This window comes from Pseudoalteromonas prydzensis (assembly GCF_001661495.1).
Lineage (GTDB): Bacteria > Pseudomonadota > Gammaproteobacteria > Enterobacterales > Alteromonadaceae > Pseudoalteromonas > Pseudoalteromonas prydzensis.
This window is the reverse complement of record NZ_BDDT01000010.1, coordinates 93,251-110,296: the sequence shown is the minus strand read 5'-3', so window position 1 is coordinate 110,296 and position 17,046 is coordinate 93,251. Positions and strand designations below refer to the sequence as shown.

The 17,046-nt window shown below is 40.4% G+C and carries 17 protein-coding genes; 9 read left to right on the top strand and 8 right to left on the bottom strand.

Annotated features, from left to right (window positions below; all coding sequences use genetic code 11):
* Positions 1–29 precede the first annotated feature (29 nt).
* A complete protein-coding gene (aroC, locus tag A7968_RS16365) occupies positions 30–1,127 on the top strand; it encodes a chorismate synthase (protein ID WP_064667647.1) in 1,098 nt (365 codons plus the stop codon).
* Between the two features lie 90 nt (positions 1,128–1,217).
* Here the strand turns inward: aroC and A7968_RS16360 are convergent, their stop codons facing one another.
* On the bottom strand, positions 1,218–3,227 hold the full coding sequence (locus tag A7968_RS16360) for a fused MFS/spermidine synthase (protein ID WP_064667646.1): 2,010 nt from the start codon (positions 3,225–3,227) through the stop codon (positions 1,218–1,220).
* Between the two features lie 129 nt (positions 3,228–3,356).
* Between A7968_RS16360 and A7968_RS16355 the strand changes: the two genes are divergently transcribed.
* Positions 3,357–5,354 carry a winged helix-turn-helix domain-containing protein gene (locus A7968_RS16355; protein ID WP_064667645.1) on the top strand — a complete coding sequence of 666 codons (1,998 nt, stop codon included), beginning with the start codon at positions 3,357–3,359 and terminating at the stop codon, positions 5,352–5,354.
* A gap of 17 nt (positions 5,355–5,371) precedes the next feature.
* Here A7968_RS16355 and A7968_RS16350 read toward each other — a convergent pair whose 3' ends face one another.
* Complete coding sequence (locus A7968_RS16350) at positions 5,372–6,217, bottom strand: LysR family transcriptional regulator (protein WP_064667644.1); 846 nt, start codon at positions 6,215–6,217, stop codon at positions 5,372–5,374.
* A 109-nt stretch (positions 6,218–6,326) separates the two neighbouring features.
* On the opposite strand from A7968_RS16350, the gene A7968_RS16345 reads away from it, so the two are divergent.
* Both A7968_RS16345 and A7968_RS16340 read left to right on the top strand, forming a co-directional pair.
* Positions 6,327–6,977: a glutathione S-transferase family protein gene (locus tag A7968_RS16345; protein ID WP_064667643.1), complete on the top strand. Its 651-nt coding sequence runs from the start codon at positions 6,327–6,329 to the stop codon at positions 6,975–6,977.
* Positions 6,978–7,011: 34 nt separating this feature from the next.
* Positions 7,012–7,365 (top strand): DUF4112 domain-containing protein, encoded by a 354-nt coding sequence (locus A7968_RS16340; protein ID WP_064667642.1) that lies wholly within the window; start codon positions 7,012–7,014, stop codon positions 7,363–7,365.
* A gap of 13 nt (positions 7,366–7,378) precedes the next feature.
* Here the strand turns inward: A7968_RS16340 and A7968_RS16335 are convergent, their stop codons facing one another.
* A complete protein-coding gene (locus A7968_RS16335; RefSeq protein ID WP_064667641.1) occupies positions 7,379–8,086 on the bottom strand; it encodes a 2'-5' RNA ligase family protein in 708 nt (235 codons plus the stop codon).
* Positions 8,087–8,343: 257 nt separating this feature from the next.
* On the opposite strand from A7968_RS16335, the gene A7968_RS16330 reads away from it, so the two are divergent.
* The 4 genes from A7968_RS16330 to A7968_RS16315 all read left to right on the top strand — a co-directional run bounded on the left by A7968_RS16330 (position 8,344) and on the right by A7968_RS16315 (position 12,020).
* The gene (locus A7968_RS16330) at positions 8,344–8,898 is read left to right on the top strand and encodes an elongation factor P hydroxylase (RefSeq protein ID WP_064667640.1); all 555 of its coding nucleotides are present in this window, start codon (positions 8,344–8,346) and stop codon (positions 8,896–8,898) included.
* A complete protein-coding gene (locus A7968_RS16325) occupies positions 8,888–10,024 on the top strand; it encodes an ATP-NAD kinase family protein (protein WP_064667639.1) in 1,137 nt (378 codons plus the stop codon). The genes A7968_RS16330 and A7968_RS16325 overlap by 11 nt, the downstream gene beginning before the upstream one ends.
* A gap of 2 nt (positions 10,025–10,026) precedes the next feature.
* On the top strand, positions 10,027–10,302 hold the full coding sequence (locus A7968_RS16320) for a YfcL family protein (protein WP_064667638.1): 276 nt from the start codon (positions 10,027–10,029) through the stop codon (positions 10,300–10,302).
* Positions 10,303–10,460: 158 nt separating this feature from the next.
* Complete coding sequence (locus A7968_RS16315; protein ID WP_064667637.1) at positions 10,461–12,020, top strand: AbgT family transporter; 1,560 nt, start codon at positions 10,461–10,463, stop codon at positions 12,018–12,020.
* 173 nt (positions 12,021–12,193) lie between these two features.
* Here A7968_RS16315 and A7968_RS16310 read toward each other — a convergent pair whose 3' ends face one another.
* The 5 genes from A7968_RS16310 to A7968_RS16290 all read right to left on the bottom strand — a co-directional run bounded on the left by A7968_RS16310 (position 12,194) and on the right by A7968_RS16290 (position 16,292).
* Complete coding sequence (locus A7968_RS16310) at positions 12,194–12,565, bottom strand: hypothetical protein (RefSeq protein WP_064667636.1); 372 nt, start codon at positions 12,563–12,565, stop codon at positions 12,194–12,196.
* 82 nt (positions 12,566–12,647) lie between these two features.
* Positions 12,648–13,232 (bottom strand): hypothetical protein, encoded by a 585-nt coding sequence (locus A7968_RS16305; RefSeq protein WP_208855847.1) that lies wholly within the window; start codon positions 13,230–13,232, stop codon positions 12,648–12,650.
* A gap of 223 nt (positions 13,233–13,455) precedes the next feature.
* Complete coding sequence (locus A7968_RS16300; protein WP_064667635.1) at positions 13,456–15,282, bottom strand: DEAD/DEAH box helicase; 1,827 nt, start codon at positions 15,280–15,282, stop codon at positions 13,456–13,458.
* 160 nt (positions 15,283–15,442) lie between these two features.
* A complete protein-coding gene (locus A7968_RS16295; protein WP_064667634.1) occupies positions 15,443–15,706 on the bottom strand; it encodes a GrxA family glutaredoxin in 264 nt (87 codons plus the stop codon).
* Between the two features lie 88 nt (positions 15,707–15,794).
* A complete protein-coding gene (locus A7968_RS16290; protein WP_064667633.1) occupies positions 15,795–16,292 on the bottom strand; it encodes a TlpA family protein disulfide reductase in 498 nt (165 codons plus the stop codon).
* A 285-nt stretch (positions 16,293–16,577) separates the two neighbouring features.
* On the opposite strand from A7968_RS16290, the gene A7968_RS16285 reads away from it, so the two are divergent.
* A complete protein-coding gene (locus tag A7968_RS16285; protein WP_064667632.1) occupies positions 16,578–17,024 on the top strand; it encodes an Hsp20 family protein in 447 nt (148 codons plus the stop codon).
* Positions 17,025–17,046: the final 22 nt, after the last annotated feature.

Genomic DNA, 17,046 nt, shown 5'->3' with positions numbered 1-17,046 from the left:
TTAGTAGTCATTAGGAATGAGGAAAGTTAATGGCAGGTAATAGTATTGGGCAGTTATTTAAAGTGTCCACCTTTGGCGAAAGCCACGGCGTCGCCCTCGGCGGTGTTGTGGATGGTACGCCCGCAGGTCTTGAAATCACCGAGGCCGATTTACAAATCGATTTAGATCGTCGCAAGCCAGGGCAAAGTCGTTATACCACGCAGCGCCGCGAAGACGATCAAATAAAAATTCTCTCTGGTGTATTTGAGGGTAAAACCACAGGCACCAGCATTGGTTTATTGATTGAAAATACCGATCAACGCTCAAAAGATTACGGCAAAATTAAAGACGTTTTTCGTCCAGGGCATGGCGATTATACCTATTGGCATAAATACGGATTGCGTGATTATCGCGGTGGTGGCCGTTCATCTGCCCGTGAAACCGCAATACGTGTAGCCGCAGGTGCGATTGCCAAAAAATACCTAAAACAATTTCATGGTATTGAAGTACGTGCGTGTTTGAGTCAGTTAGGACCAATTAAAGCACAAAGTTACGATTGGGATGAAGTTGAAAACAATTTATTTTTCTTCCCTGATGCTAGCAAGCTTGAAGCCCTTGACGACTATATGCGTGACCTTAAAAAGCAAGGTGACTCAGTCGGTGCGAAAGTAAAAGTAGTGGCCAAAAATGTCCCTGTTGGGCTAGGTGAGCCGGTATTTGACCGCCTTGATGCAGAGCTTGCGCATTCACTGATGAGTATTAACGCAGTAAAAGGCGTTGAAATTGGTGATGGTTTTGATGTAGTGGAGCAAAAAGGCTCAGAGCATCGTGATGAGCTAACCCCTGATGGCTTTACTTCAAATCATGCGGGTGGCGTACTTGCCGGTATCTCAACAGGGCAAGATATTATTGCTTCAATAGCACTCAAACCGACATCGAGTATTACCATTCCAGGTAACAGTATTAATACTGAAAACGAAGCAGTGGAAATGATCACTAAAGGTCGTCACGATCCCTGTGTTGGTATTCGCGCTATCCCGATTGCTGAGGCGATGATGGCGATTACTTTAATGGACCATTTACTGCGCCAACGCGGGCAAAATCCCCATGTTCATCATGAGCATGGGCCAATAAATGGCTCAATTTAATTGTTTTAGTTTTAACGCTAAATCGATAGGTAATTGAAAGCGCGACTTATGTCGCGCTTTTTTGTGGCTATAGAGACGTAATCAGGGGCATCAAAACTTTATGAGTGGAATAAGGCTGTGCTTTTGATCCGTCCACTGTGTTAAAGGTGTGTTTGAATAGGTTGTAGTGGGGGATAAGTCACTAAGCGTAATCGAATTTAAAAATGCTTGGTTATTAGTCATTACGACCCATTCAGAGCCTAGCTGTGTGCCAGTATATTTAAATTTGATCAGCGATTTATCAAAGCGCTTACTATGGGCTTTAAGTACTGGCATTAAATCTATATGGTTATTGGATATATGCAGGATCAATAAACCATCGCGTGTTAGTCTTTGCCAATAAATTGAAAATGCTTCCTCTGTTAGTAAGTGAGTTGGAATTACATCACTAGAAAAGGCATCAATGATCAGTGCATTCATCAATGGTGCTTTATTATTTACTTCTTCCGTTAAGGTTATTCTACCGTCGCCAATGGCAACCTCAATTTGTGCAGGGCTATCTGCTAAATATGAAAAATAATTTAGCGCCATGCTATAAACCGCAGGGTTAAGCTCATAAAAACGGATTTTATCGCGTTTATCACCAAATTTTGCTAATACGCCTGCACCTAAACCGACAATACCGATGTTTAAATCTTGCTGACTTTTTAGCGCTGACAGTGATTTTGCGATGCCAGTATGTTGATGGTAATAGCTGTTAGTTTGTTCAGTTTGTTTATTTAGCGGCTGTGAACCATGAATTGTGGTGCCGTCGATTAAACGCCTTTCAGCGAAACTTGCGGTTGTTATGTCTTTTACAGTGACATAGCCATAGAAGTTTCTCTCAGAGGCTAAATTGTATTGATTAAAATTAATAAACAGGTAACCGTAACTAGCCCCCCAAACAAGCAGCGTGGTGAGTAATGCAGTTTGATAAACTGCTGATAGACGCTTTGCTTGAGTGAATTGTGTATAGATAAATAGCGTGAGTATTGCAGCTAACGCGACAATATACTCTGTAATTTGTTCAAATAGCATCGGTGCGAGTATTGCACTGAGTAAACTACCAAGCACACCACCTAAGGCTATATATAAGTAAAATACAGTAAGCATCGAGCTATCTGGTGCGAGCTTTCGCAATTCACCATGACAGATCATAGAAACAGTAAATAAAATAAAACTATAAATTAACAGCTGGGCTAGGGCATTAAACTGGCTTCCGAGGAAAAACATAAAAAGCCCTGCAAATACGCTAAGCATCAGTAAATATGCCCAATGGGTGCGATTATAGTTTTTTGCCGCGGCAAAAACGTAACTGAAGGTTAGCAAATATATTACTAATGGTAATGCCCAAATCAACGGCATGGGTGGGATGTTAATGCTGATCATCTGCGTGGTTGCAATTAACATAATTGAACTGGTTGCTGAGAATGCAATCCAAAGTAAGTTAGGTTTGATGAGCAAGTTAGTTTTTGGTTTTGAAATTACTTGTTTTGTAAGCTGACCATGTTTAAACAAAACATAAATCAAGCATAGCAACAGCGCACTGTAAGTAAATAATCCGGTTTTCCAATAGTACTTTTGTTGATTGATTGAAAATGCCACTTCAAAAATAAAGGGGTAGCTTATTAGAGCTATCAGTGAGCCTAGGTTAGAAAGTGAATACCAATGGTATGGTACTTTTGCATTGGTTGATTCAATGTACCAACGTTGTAATAGCACGCTGGTAGCACTGAGCAATATAAAAGCAAGGCCAACTTGATAAAACAATTTAGCAATCACTAACCATGTGGGGGGAAGTGCTAAAAATGCAGCGACGTCAAAATGATTAAAGGTAATGATGCTTGATAAAACCACTAATACTGTATGAGTGAGCAGTTGCTGCTTTAGCTGAAAACGACTTAATAAATGGGCATATATATAGCCGAGTAATAGCATGCTTTGATAAAAAAATAGACTACTTGACCACACCGAAGCGCCGCCACCAAATTCAGGTAGCAACTCTTTAGACAAGATAGGTTGAATTTGAAAGAGTAAAAACGCGCTTACAAAAATAATGAATGTTGATAATATTCGTTGCATCTTTTTTAGTACTTAATAACAGGTGCCCGAACCATCAACTTAACTAATTAAGTCAGCAATGTAATAACCCTTGAGTTTATCTTAAGAAAACCTTAATCTATGATTTATATATATTTATTGGAGTTTTAAGTGACTGGGTTTGGTATAGGAAATTTTACTGTTGATGTTAGCCGGTGTAAAATTTCATCCGCTGAAAGTGAACAAGTTGTCGAACCTAAGGTCATGGATGTACTCCAATTTTTGTACTCTAAACGGGGTAATGTCGTTAGCCAAGAAGAAATTTTTGCAGCAGTGTGGCCTAATGCAGTGTTTAGCCCAAGCTACGTGCAACGCAATATTGCCTTGCTTAGAAAAGCATTAAATGAAGATTCTAAAAATCCACAATTCATAATTACCCACCCGAAACGGGGTTATTGCCTTGCACTTGATGAAGAGAAACCACAAACAGTAACGAGATCAATACTGATTTTTACGACTGTAATACTACTGTGTTTAATTGGCGGCTGGCTGAGCTTGGAGCAAGAAGCTGTTAAAACAGATTTCTCTGTGTTGGTGCCTGTTACGTCAAATGAAGCAAATGAATCCTTCCAATCGCAATCTCATAATGGCAATTATTTAGCATTTGTTCGCGGTGACAATGACAATCAGCATATCTGGCTAAAAGAATTAGCGACAGGGAAAGAGGTACAGTTATCCAAACATCCATCGACCTACTCTAGTCTAGGGTGGAGTGCGGATAATCGCGCATTGGCTTTTATCGAAACAAAAAATGATGTTAGCCAATTAGCGTATTTTAATTTAGATATGGTAAATCTAACGCGTTTAAATTACGCCAAGGTACTGGAGTTTAAAGAATATTTAGTTACTAGCCAGCAATTGCAATGGACTAATAATAATCAGATTTACTTTATTGAGCGACAAAAACATAAAAATAATACGCAACTTTCGACCGTTAATATAGCAACTAAACAAAAACAGGTCATTAAAGCCTCAGTGGGTCAAGACTGGTTAAAGTTACAGGCGTTGTCGCCAGATCAAACGCAACTAGCACTGGGTTATGAAGCAGGACAAAATCACTATCGTATTGAAATACTGAATTTAATGGATAATAACAGCAAAGCAATTGCCGTTATTGAAGATGGTATTCAGGGGCTGAGTTGGCACCCAAGCGGTGAACACTTGCTGATAAGCAACACCAACAATTTATTACTTATTGATATGAAAGGTAATTCAAGTGATATCGCCTTTAATAACTATCAAGTTATTCGAGATGCTGCCTTCACGCCCTCTGGTGAGGAGATACTGATGGAGCTTGTAAATATTGATGTTGATATTTTACGGGCAACTACTACAAAATCTCAGCAGTATGAAAAACTCGTCGACACCTCTTCAGTTGATTTTTTACCTGTATTTTCGCCTGATTCAAGCAAATTCGTATTTGAATCTCATCGGTCTGGTTTAAAACAGCTATTTTTATATGAGCACGGAAAACAAACACTTATTTTTGCAAACCCCAATAATGAAGAACTGTTCGGGGTGGTTTGGTCAAAAAATGGCGAAGAGGTGATCACCGCAAGTAAAGACAAACTGTTTCGAATTGATTTAAATACAGGTGATTATCAAGAAGTGGCTCATCCCCATCATTCGTTTTACCTCAGAGAAAAGTTTAATAATGAGGATGCGATCTTGGTTTCATATCGGGCTGAAGATGGTGTTACATTCCACCCTGCAAAATTAGACTTACAAACATTAACTTTAACATCCTTTAGTGGCTCAGGAGAGCGACTCACTTGTTATGCAATGGCTTTAGATAAACACGATCAGATTTACTTTTCTAACAACAAACAGGTGTTTCGGCTTGATCAAGATGGCAAGTTTGCACAAGTATGGCGCACTGATCACCACGATATTATTGGTCTAGCGGTCGATGAGCAAATATTGAACATTACCTTAGAGCAAGAAGCGGGCTATCAGCTCAATCAGCTTAATTTACAAACTGCCCGCTCAGAAATAAGGCATATAGCAAATGAAAAGGGTAATATGCTAATTAATGCCTCGCACGATAGTACGCAGTTTTTATATCTTACTGAGCCGAAAAGAACGCGCACCTTGGTAAGGCTGCGATAGTCTTTAAACATTGAGATTCAGAAGGTAAGTGCATAGTCTGCTGCAATTAGCTTTACTAATTCTCGTTTGATTGGGTTATGAGTATGATTTGCATGCAATAGCACGATATCAATAACGGGCAAGGGCGGCAGAGTTGAGTCAGTAACCAGCACCAGCTCCTGAGTATTACTTACCTCAGCCAATACACCTACGGCTAAGTTAGCTTTAACCAGTGCAGTAAGTGCGCTTACTGAGCCGCAGCAAGCAATAATATTGAATTGGCGTTCAGCTTTTAATAGCCCTTCAACAGCTGCTTGATGAAATTTACAATCACGTTGAAATATGGCAACTGGCAAGGGCATATCAGCTTGATAGTTAAACTCGGCACTTTTAACCCACACACCTTTACTTGATTGTAAAAAATAACCTTCTTCAGAGTTGGGCGAGCGCGTCGCTATCACTATATCAAGTAAACCTTGGTCGAGCTGTGCTTTGAGTTGATTAGTGGGAGCGCAGCTAATTTGTAAATCAAGTTGCGTAATATGCTGATGCAATAAAGCCACCACTTTAGGTAATACAGTGCCTGCATAATCGTCTGGGCAGGCTAAACGTACGCGGGTTTGCCCGCCACCGGTTTTAAGTTGCTTATAGGCTTCATCGTGCAGTGCTAATAATTGTTTAGCATAACTGGCTAAATGAACGCCACTGGTAGAGAGTACAAGTTGCCGACCTTGTTTGATAAACAATGGATTACCCAGCTCTTGTTCGAGCTTTTTCATTTGCATGCTCACTGCGGATTGGGTGCGGCATACTTGTTTTGCTGCACGGGTAAAGCTGCCCGTTTCAACAAAAGCGCAAAAAGTACGTAGGGCGTCTAAATCCATATTCAACTCATCTATCAATTTTACTTATGTGTTGTATAAAAACTATTGGCAAGTAATTACTTGATCACTGCTTTATAGTAAAACCATTAAACACTATTAAGGAATGTAAATGCAATTATTTATCGGTAATAAAAACTATTCTACCTGGTCGCTCAGAGCATGGTATTTAATGAGTAAATTCAATATTAAATTTGCTGAGCAGCAGTTAGTACTCGATACTCCTGAGTTTTATAAAACGCTTAAAAACAGTTTTGCAGTGCAAAAAGTGCCAGCCTTAATTGATGGCGACTTACAGGTGTGGGATTCACTGGCAATCTGTGAATACATCAATGATGCTTATTTATCTAGTGCAGCTTGGCCTCAAGATGGCGGCCAACGAGCAATCGCTCGCAGCTTAAGTGCAGAAATGCATTCAAGCTTTATGGCGCTACGTAATGAAATGCCAATGAATATAAGGGCGACCCGTAACATAGAATTATCTAAGGCAGCAAAAAATGATCTCGCTCGCATCGATGAAATTTTTGCTATACAACAAGCACGTTACCCCAATGCCTGGTTGTTTGGTGAATTTAGTATTGCCGATGCTATGTATGCACCGGTTGTGCTTAGATTAAAAACTTACCAAATATCCTTATCTACAGCTGCAGAGCAATATTGTCAGCATGTTTTAAATTGCCCTACACTACAACAGTGGATCACTGAATCAAGTAAAGAAACGGATATTGTTGCTTGCGATGAAGCAGGGATTGATGCTATTTAACCTAACTTGCTAAGCGCTAAAGTTATGAGGATGTATGGAACAGATTAAATTATCACACCAAGCTGCTTTAAAGCGGTTAGAGAAGTTTAGTCGCTTTACCGACAGCAGTATTGGCATCCCTTTTACTCGATTTAAGTTTGGTGTAGAGGCACTGATCGGTATTTTACCAGGCGTTGGAGACCTAGCTGGGCTTATTTTATCTAGCTATATTTTATTTGAAGCCCAGCGCCTAGGAGTGAGTAAGCGAATAAAATTACGTATCGTAATAAATATGTTGATTGATTTTTTTGGTGGCTTAATTCCACTTGTCGGTGATATTTTTGACGCTTACTTTAAAGCAAATACCCGCAACACCCGATTGCTGAAAAATTATTTAGCAAAGCAATAGCGACAAAAACAAGTTAGTTTTTATCGTTATTAAAAAAGTACTCAGCAATCACTTGCTGCTGCTGACCAAACTGGTCGGAAATACCAATGCCAATGCCGATTATTTTACCTTGCGCCAGAGGCTCTTGGGCCTGCATATATTTATTTACAGTCGCCAGTTTAGGGCTTTTTTCGTTAGCTAATAAGGTTAAATGGGGCTGAAAGTTTTGAAAAACATTAGGGCTACCATAGCGCTCAAACGCTGTTAATTTATTTGGGTAGTGTTTAACCCAGCTAGGGACCGCAGCATTTGTATCACGTAGTGGTGAAATGGCCAGTGTTACTTCGTCTGAGAGCCGTTGTAGCTTTGATGAATAGTGTAAATTAAGAAATGCCCAATTACTTTGCGACACACTAAACCCTTGCGCAGTTAAGGGGAATGATTGATGTTGCTCGGCGATACTTTTTACAGCACGTTTGATGGCATCTTCAGAGCCTTGTGCGTAGTCAGTTAAATACAAGGTCGCGTGTACCGGCATGCCTTTTTCATAAAAACTGATCATTCCTTGTTCTTTTAATACATCACTGGTTTGCTCAACTAAGTTAATAATGGGCTTTGAAGGAATTGCAAACACATTAATGCTGACACTCTTTGCAAATGAAGGCAGGGGAATACTTATTATTAGGGCAATTAAAGAAACAAGTAAAAGCTTTGGTCGATTTATAACAGATAATTTCAGCATGGCTTTAGAATTTTATTTACTAAGTACAAAGATGGTAAGGCTTATTGCTTAAACAGTAAATAAAAGCAGTTCGATTACAGCGAATAGTCACTTTTGGCTGTGCGTACTAGACGATAACTTTGCAAAATAAAAACAAGACACCAACACCAGCCTGTTTAGCCGCTATCAACTTTTACATTCTTGCTAAAAGCCCGTACAATTCGCCTCGTTTTAGCGTGTACGCGTTGTATTTCTTTGAGGCGAAATAACAGAATTTTATGCATCAAATAGCCGATTTAATTTCTATTTTTGACACTACCTTTTATCAAAGCCATAACACGCGCTTGATCAAAGGCGTGGATGAGCCTATTTACATACCCGCAAACGCAGAAACGCCTTATCATCAAATTATATTTGCCCATGGCTTTTACGCCAGTGCATTACACGAAATTGCCCATTGGCTGGTGGCGGGAGATAAGCGCAGATTATTGGAAGATTACGGTTATTGGTATTGCCCAGATGGGCGCGATAAAGTGCAGCAAGCTGAATTTGAAGCGGTTGAAGTAAAGCCGCAAGCCATTGAATGGGCGTTGAGTGTTGCAGCGGGCTTTGATTTTAATGTATCGGTCGATAACTTAAATGGTGAGCAAACCTGTCGATTTGATTTCCAACAGCGTGTCCATCAACAGCTGTTACAATTAATAAAAAATGGCTTTAATCCTCGTACTACCGCTCTTTTAAAAGCGTTAAGCGATTTTTATAATACGCCATGGCCTTTAACTGCCACACAGTTTGTATGGCAACACCCTCAGGAGTTTAGTGATGCAGTTTAAATTAGGATTAATTGTAAACCCGGTGGCGGGTTTAGGTGGCAGCGTAGCACTTAAAGGCAGTGATGGCATGGCTTACCAAGCAATAGAGCTCGGTGCTGAGCCAAAAGCTAATTTGCGCACCAAGGCTGCACTTGAGGTGTTACTGCCTTATAAAGACTTACTCTGTGTTTACACTGTTAATGATGCAATGGGCGAGAATACGGCCAAAGAACTTGGCTTCACGACTGAGGTTATTTATCACAGCGAACGTTCGACCACCAGTTCAGATACTGAGCTTGCCGCTCAAGCATTACAGCAACAGGGCGTAGACCTAATTTTATTTGCTGGTGGCGATGGCACAGCCCGTAATATATGTCACGCAGTGGCAGACACAGTGCCAGTACTTGGTATTCCAGCAGGCTGTAAAATTCATTCTGGTGTGTATGCTATAACTCCAAAAGCCGCAGGTCGAGTTGTTGAAATGCTGGTTAAAGGCGAATTAGTGACCTTAGCAGATGCGGATGTGATGGATATTGATGAGAATGCGTTTCGCCAAGGGACAGTAAAAGCAAAGCGCTACGGCGAAATGCAAGTACCCAGTGAAGTACGTTATGTACAAGCGGTTAAAAACGGCGGTAAAGAAACTGACGAATTGGTATTGGCAGATATTGCCGCGCATGTTGTTAGTGAAATGGAAGAAGACACCTTGTATGTAATGGGCAGCGGTTCAACAGTCGAAGCAATAATGCAAGAAATGGGGCTTGAAAACACCTTGTTAGGGGTTGATTTAGTTGAAAATCAAAATTTAGTTGCGCAAGACCTAACAGCACAACAACTACTAGATATCACCGAGCAACGCAGCACTAAATTAGTGATCACGCTAATTGGTGGGCAAGGCCATATTTTTGGCCGTGGTAATCAGCAATTAAGCCCTGCACTTATCCGCGCAATCGGTAAAGACAACATTATCGTCGTCGCAACCAAAACCAAATTACAGGCCTTAAATGGCCGACCGCTTATAGCCGATACCGGTGATAGCGAGTTAGATGATCAATTAAGCGGTTATATTCGGGTAACAACCGGATTTAACGACCATGTTATGTACGCTGTGGGTCACCAAGATACCCTGCAAGCACAGGAGAAGTAAAAGTGAGTTTAGTAAATTATATTGATGCAGCCCAACAGTATTTTGATGACTTAGTGATCAAAGCCACTGACGATGAGTTATTTGCCGGTGGTTATTTACGAGGCCATTTTGATTTAGCGGTAGGTTATGCGCAAGTTGAAGAACTGAACCTTGAAATTGATGAGCTAAACGAAACAGTTGAAAAAAGCTTAGTGAAAGCGTATCGCAATGGCGAGCTTAATGAAGAAGATAAAGCCCTTGTTGTAAGATTATGGGATGAAGTAAAAGCTTTGGCTTAATACTCAGTTCATGCACAAAAAAAACGGCTCTTTAGCCGTTTTTTTGTGCGATCGATATAATGATGTCCCTAAAAAGAATGTTTTCTGTTCACTTAAAATTTACCTAAAGCAGCATTTACGGTAATGTAGCTAAGTATTAATTCTAGGGAACAAGCGAAATGAATAATAACAATGATGCAGCAATGCCGGTAGGGCTAGTTGCACGATTTTTAAACTTTGTAGAGCGGGTGGGCAACAAGCTACCTGATCCGGCAATTATCTTTTTATTTGCCATGTTACTAATTTGGTTGTTGTCATGGTGGTTATCGGGTGTCAATTTTGACGCTATCGATCCGCGTACTGGCGAAGCCATCATAATCAATAATATGTTAGCAAGTGACTCATTAGCCACCTTTTTATCGTCAATGGTAAAAACCTTTACTGGCTTTGCGCCACTGGGCGTGGTGTTAGTGGCAATGCTTGGTGTTGGTGTGGCTGAACACTCAGGGTTTATTAATACCGGCTTAAAGCTCATGCTTAAAGTAACGCCTAAGCAATTACTTACGCCTTCAATTATCCTCGTTGCTATTGTCAGTCATACCGCAACTGACGCGGGTTACGTGTTAGTTATTCCACTAGCTGGGGTTATTTTTTATGCCGCAGGGCGTCATCCCCTGGCAGGTATTGCCGCCGCATTTGCTGGAGTAAGTGGTGGTTTTGGTGCGAATTTTATTCCATCAGGGATCGATCCATTACTGCAAAGCTTTACTCAAAGTGCAGCCCAAATTATCAACCCAGCGATGTCGATTAACCCGCTTAATAACTGGGCGTTTACCTCAGCTTCTAGTTTATTTATTGTTTTATTAGGCTGGTATATCACCGATAAAATTATTGAACCACGCTTAAAAAATACCGACTTGGATGGTAACAAAGAAGACTTACCAGCATTTGAAGATGCCCGTAGTGACGAAAAACGCGCATTTTTTATTGCAAGTGCTGTAATGGTCGCAGGTCTTGCGTTATTAGCGTTTGTATCAGCCCCTGCAGATTCAGCAATGCGCAGCGAAGATGGCTCACTCACTAATTTCCGTTCACCTTTAATGCAATCAATTGTGCCACTAATTTTCCTCCTGTTTTGGATCCCTGGTGCTGTGTATGGTTTTACCGTAGGCACATTTAAAAGCTCTAAAGATATGATTGATGCCATGAGCAAAGCAATGAGCGGCATGGCGTATTACATTGTAATGGCGTTTTTCTGTGCCTTGTTTATTGCAGCTTTTAGTAAATCTAACTTAGGTGCGTTATTGGCAATTGAAGGCGCGCAGCTGTTAAAAGCCATGGCATTACCAAGCTCAGTAACTGTTGTGGGGATTATATTTTTAACCGCATTTGTAAATCTATTTGTTGGTTCAAGCTCTGCTAAGTGGGCATTGTTAGGCCCTGTGTTTGTGCCTATGTTGATGCAATTGGGAATTTCACCGGATCTAACTCAAGCGGCTTATCGGGTCGGTGATTCAAGCTCAAATATCATCACGCCACTGATGCCTTACTTCCCATTAGTTGTGGTGTACTGCCAAAAATATGTTAAAGGCACCGGTATCGGGACGCTTATCGCTATGATGCTGCCGTATTCAATCGCCTTTTTAATCGGTTGGAGTTTATTTCTACTCGGCTACTGGGCACTTGGTATTCCGCTAGGCTTAGATGCCAGTTACGTCTACCCAGTAGTCGCGCCATAGTAGGTACTCAAATTAACTTAAACAGGAAGCCTCACAATTAAAATGAAGTGAGGCTTTTTTGTTTGAAATGGTGATAAACATTTCGGTATTTATCTGGTGGACAATTCTGAGAGGTAAACAGACTCTAAAAACTTGTTTGAGTGCATTATTATATTTTAGGCATTAGATTAACTTTACTTCTCATAGCTAATTATAATTTTTTCTGTAGTGGTGGATATTACGCTACCATTTTTATCGAGCATATTTGTTATACGTATGTCTGGTAGACCGTCCCCAGTAATATCTTTAATTATTATTTCTTTTTGATCACTGAAACTGGTAAAAGTAGAGAAAATAAGATTATCTTTCCTATTGATCAGAAAAGGAGAGGGGGTAACGCTTGTCTCTTGTATTTCATAGCTGGTATCAGTAAAAGCTAAACTGATTTTAAAGTTATCCGTCCAGACTGTAGAACTTAAGTTATCATTTATGGCTGATATTACCGCAGGGTTAGCCTTAACAGCTAAAGTAAATATAATAAGTAGTAGTGCTGTAAAGAGTCTCATGGTTGTTCCTTAACAGGCCGTTGTGTGTGTACTGAACAGTAAAAGATCACCAAAGTTACTTTGATGATCTTAGATTTTATATTTATAGGCTGATAGTTGAATTATTATTTGAAGTAGGCAGGTTCTGCTGGTTTTGATCTTGTGCGCCAACATCTGTCGATGGGCTTGTTGATGAAGCAATATTATATGTAGCACCAGAAGAGCTTTGGATCTGTAGTACCAGAATATACGCTGTAGCACTTACTTCAAAGCCTGGGATCAAACCGGTTACCATAAGATCAACATCTACAGAGCCGTTAACTTTTTGCTGTTGACTAAGTTCTTGCATTGCTTCTTTTATTTCTTGCTTGTGCGTTTCGGCATTGGCACCGAAACCAAGCCAGCCCCAAAAGCCACTAACACCCCCGGAGATACTGTATTCAGACACCATTTTTTGATAGGTGCGAGAGCTTTCTAGATTTACAATCGAAAAATCAAACGAGCCAGACATTTTTGCCCAAGCACCTGCACCGGATACTGTTACCCCGACACCAGAAATAGTCCCTTTCTTTTCCGAGATCTGCCAGGTTTCCGCTTCAGTTGATGCAAGCGCGGTTGTATTCGCAGGAGTGGTATTCGCGACTAAGATTGTTTTTGGATTCGGAAGTATAGTAAGTGTATTTGACATGATAAATCTCCATTTTAAGTTTGCTGAGTATTAATTTGAATAAAGGTGTATTCCTTATTCCACAAACTTTATAGCTGAGAAAATCACCATTAAACATTACATACTATTACAAGTAATAAAGTGAGGTTTGCCTAGGGCTGAGATTTACTGCTGTAACGTTGCGCTAAAAACAAAAAAACCTTGGCACTTTCGTGGCAAGGTTTTTTTATTAAAGAAGCGTTGCTTATTTAGCTGTGAAGCTTACTGGGCGACGTTCTTTACGAGGACCGCTACGCTTATCACCGCGTGGGCCGTCAGTGCGCTTTCTGTCACCAGCTGGGCGTTCGCTGCGCTCTGGGCGCTCAGAAGCTGCTTCAGCTTGTGTTAGTGTCATACCCATAGGGCGTTTACAAATAAACACTTTTTGGAAATGATCTAATACATCTTTAGGCATGTTTTGCGGTAATTGTACCGTACTGTGACTGTCGTGAAGACGAATGTCACCAATAAACTTGCTTGAGATATCAGCTTCGTTAGCAATTGCACCAACAATGTTCTTAACCTGAACACCATGTTCACGACCTACTTCGATACGGTATGTATCCATAGGACCTGCATCACGGCTGTTACGCTCACGAGGTTTTGCATCACGGTCACGAGCAGGGCGTTCGCTGCGCTCGTTACGACGACCACGGTCACCACGATCATTACGTGGGTTACGGTCATTGCGTTCGCTACGCTCACGTTGCTGAATTTTAACTTCTTCAACCTTAATGGGTGATTGTTGCTGTGCTAAACACAGTAACGCACCGGCTAGGTCTTCAGGAGCAAGTTCAAGCTTTTGCGCCATATTTGCAGCAACTTCATTGAAGAATGTAATGTCTTTGTTTTCAAGCGCGATAGTAAGCTTAGCTTGTAACGCAGCAATACGTTTTTCTTCAACAATTTTAGCCGTTGGTAATTCAACTTGCGCAATATCTGAATTCGTATGACGAATGATATTTTTAAGTAAATAACGTTCGTTATGTTTTACGAAAAGAATCGCTTTACCAGTACGACCAGCACGACCTGTACGGCCGATACGGTGGACGTAGGCTTCAGAGTCTTGCGGAATGTCGTAGTTGATAACAAGGCTTAAACGGTCAACATCTAGACCACGTGCCGCAACGTCTGTTGCGATAACAATGTTCAGCATGCCGCTTTTTAAGCGATCAACAGTGCGTTCACGTGCTTGCTGGTTCATGTCACCGTTAAGTGGCGCCGCAGAGAAACCTTCGCGCTCTAATAACTCAGCAAGTTGTACTGTATCGTTACGTGTACGTACGAAAACAATAGCACCTTCGTATTGTTCTGCTTCTAAGAAACGAACAATCGCTTTATTTTTGTGTACGCTTGCATTCCAAAACACTTGTTCAACAGATGATACTGTTGAGTTACGCGCAGAGATATGAACCTGTTCAGGGTTATTCATATATTTGCTGCTGATGTTTTGAATTTGCTTAGGCATAGTCGCAGAGAAAAGACATGTTTGCTTTTCGCGCGGTGTTTTTTCCATGATGTTTTCAACATCATCGATAAAGCCCATGCGTAACATTTCATCGGCTTCATCAAGAACAAGCGCTTGTAAGCTATCGAACTTGATTGTACCGCGGTTAATGTGATCGATTAAGCGACCAGGAGTCGCGACAATAATTTGTGCGCCACGACGAAGTGCACTTAATTGGATGCTGTAGCTTTGGCCACCATAAAGTGCCAATACTTCAACACCACGAGTGTGTTTAGCATATTGTTCGAATGCCTCAGCTACTTGGATCGCAAGCTCACGAGTTGGTGTGAGAACAAGGATCTGTGGCTGCTTCACAGACGGGTCAATATTATTAAGTAATGGCAGTGCAAATGCTGCGGTTTTACCTGTACCCGTTTGAGCTAGTCCCAGTACGTCCTTTCTTTCTAGCAATAACGGTATACATTGAGCTTGGATTTCAGATGGTGTCTTGTAACCCAACTCTTCAACTGCCTTCAAAATTGCAGGAGAAAGATTTAGAGATTCAAACGTGACTGGTTCTGACATTAATACGCCTCAACGAATTTAAAGAGGCGCGCATTGTATAGGATTTGCGAGGCAAATGCTTGTATAAATTACAACTAATTTCTATGTAATTGATGTTGGTCATAATTTAATCAGTTTAATTTTTGGTAAATCAAACTGATTAACAAATTTGATACAGAACTTATTGATAAAGTCCAAGATTCTGTTTGGCATAAGCTTCAAACTCTGTGAAACCGCCAATGTGTTGTTGGTCTACAAAGATTTGTGGCACAGTTGGACAAGGCTTACCTGCTGATTGTTCTAAATCGGCTTTACTTACACCCTCTTTAATAATATCAACATAGCGATATTTAAAATCATCACGTTCGTTTGCTAGTTTTTCAGCAACATCTTTTGCACGAACACAAAAAGGGCAGCCTTCACGGCCAAAAATTACAGTTAACATATCGCTCTCCTCGATTTAGTGTGTGTTTAATAGTAGCGAATTAAAAAAATAAAAACAGTGTAAAAAAGCGATTGGCGTGTTCCATTTTTTAGTTACTTGAGCGCAAGTTAATTCCTAATTCACTAGAATAGCCCATTGCACGTGCGGTTATTTGTAGTTGCTCATTGAGTACATAATAAGTAGGAAAGGCGCTGATTTTATAATTACTTTGCGTGTTTCTATCGCCGAGTAAAATGGGCATTGTGAGCTTAAGATCACGAGCAAACTGCGCAACTTCTTGTGCATTTTTATAATCAAGTGCAATACCAATTGCATTGATATCAGAATCGAGTAACGCGGCTTCTAGATTTGGCATGCTATAACGACAAATAGTGCACCATGGTGCAAAAAAATAAACGACGGTGGTTTTGCCTTTGAGCATAGCAATATCAATACGTTGGTCGCTGTCATTGAGCATAGGTAAATTAAAATATGGCGCAGGGCTGTGATCAGCGCTGAGTAAATTACGTTGCTGATAAGTCGTTACAACTAAAAATACCGCAACCAAGATTATAAAATTTACTAATAAACTTGTTATTTTCTTCATCAACACCTCTAAAGTTAATCTCCCTAAGTACGCGTTATAGACTTGAAATGCAAATCTTCTAGCCTTATCTATTGTGTAGGCAAAGGTGTATTTTGAAAATTTTTAAATTTTTTTTAAAAATAATCTTGAAAACAATTTTGCCGTCCATATATAGTTTAATGAGGACGCCTGATGGGTCCTTACTAAATAGAAGTTATTGAATTTTATATTATTAATTAAACTTTGCCTGCGCTTGTTCAACCGAAAAGCCCATGCAAAATATCGCTTAAATATGAGGATATTATTATGCGTACAGTAGACTTATCACCACTTTATCGTTCATTCATTGGTTTCGATCATTTAGCATCTTTAATGGATGCGGCAGCTCGCACTGACAAGCAGCCAAGCTTTCCTCCTTACAACATCGAAGCACTTGATAAAGACAAATATCGCATCACTATGGCTGTTGCCGGTTTTAGTGATAATGAGCTGACAATTGAGTCAGAAAACAACACCTTAAAAGTAGCTGGTGTTAAAGCCGACAAAGATGAAAGCGCAGAGCGCAAATTTATTCATCAAGGCATTGCCGAGCGTAATTTCGAGCGTAAATTTCAGCTAGGCGACCACGTAAAAGTACTTGGTGCAGATTTAGCAAATGGCTTACTCAGCATCGATTTACAACGTGAGATCCCTGAAGCACTTAAACCACGCAAAATTGAAATTGGCAGTGGTAACTTGCTAGAAGGTAAATAACCAACCCTTTGACATTATTTTT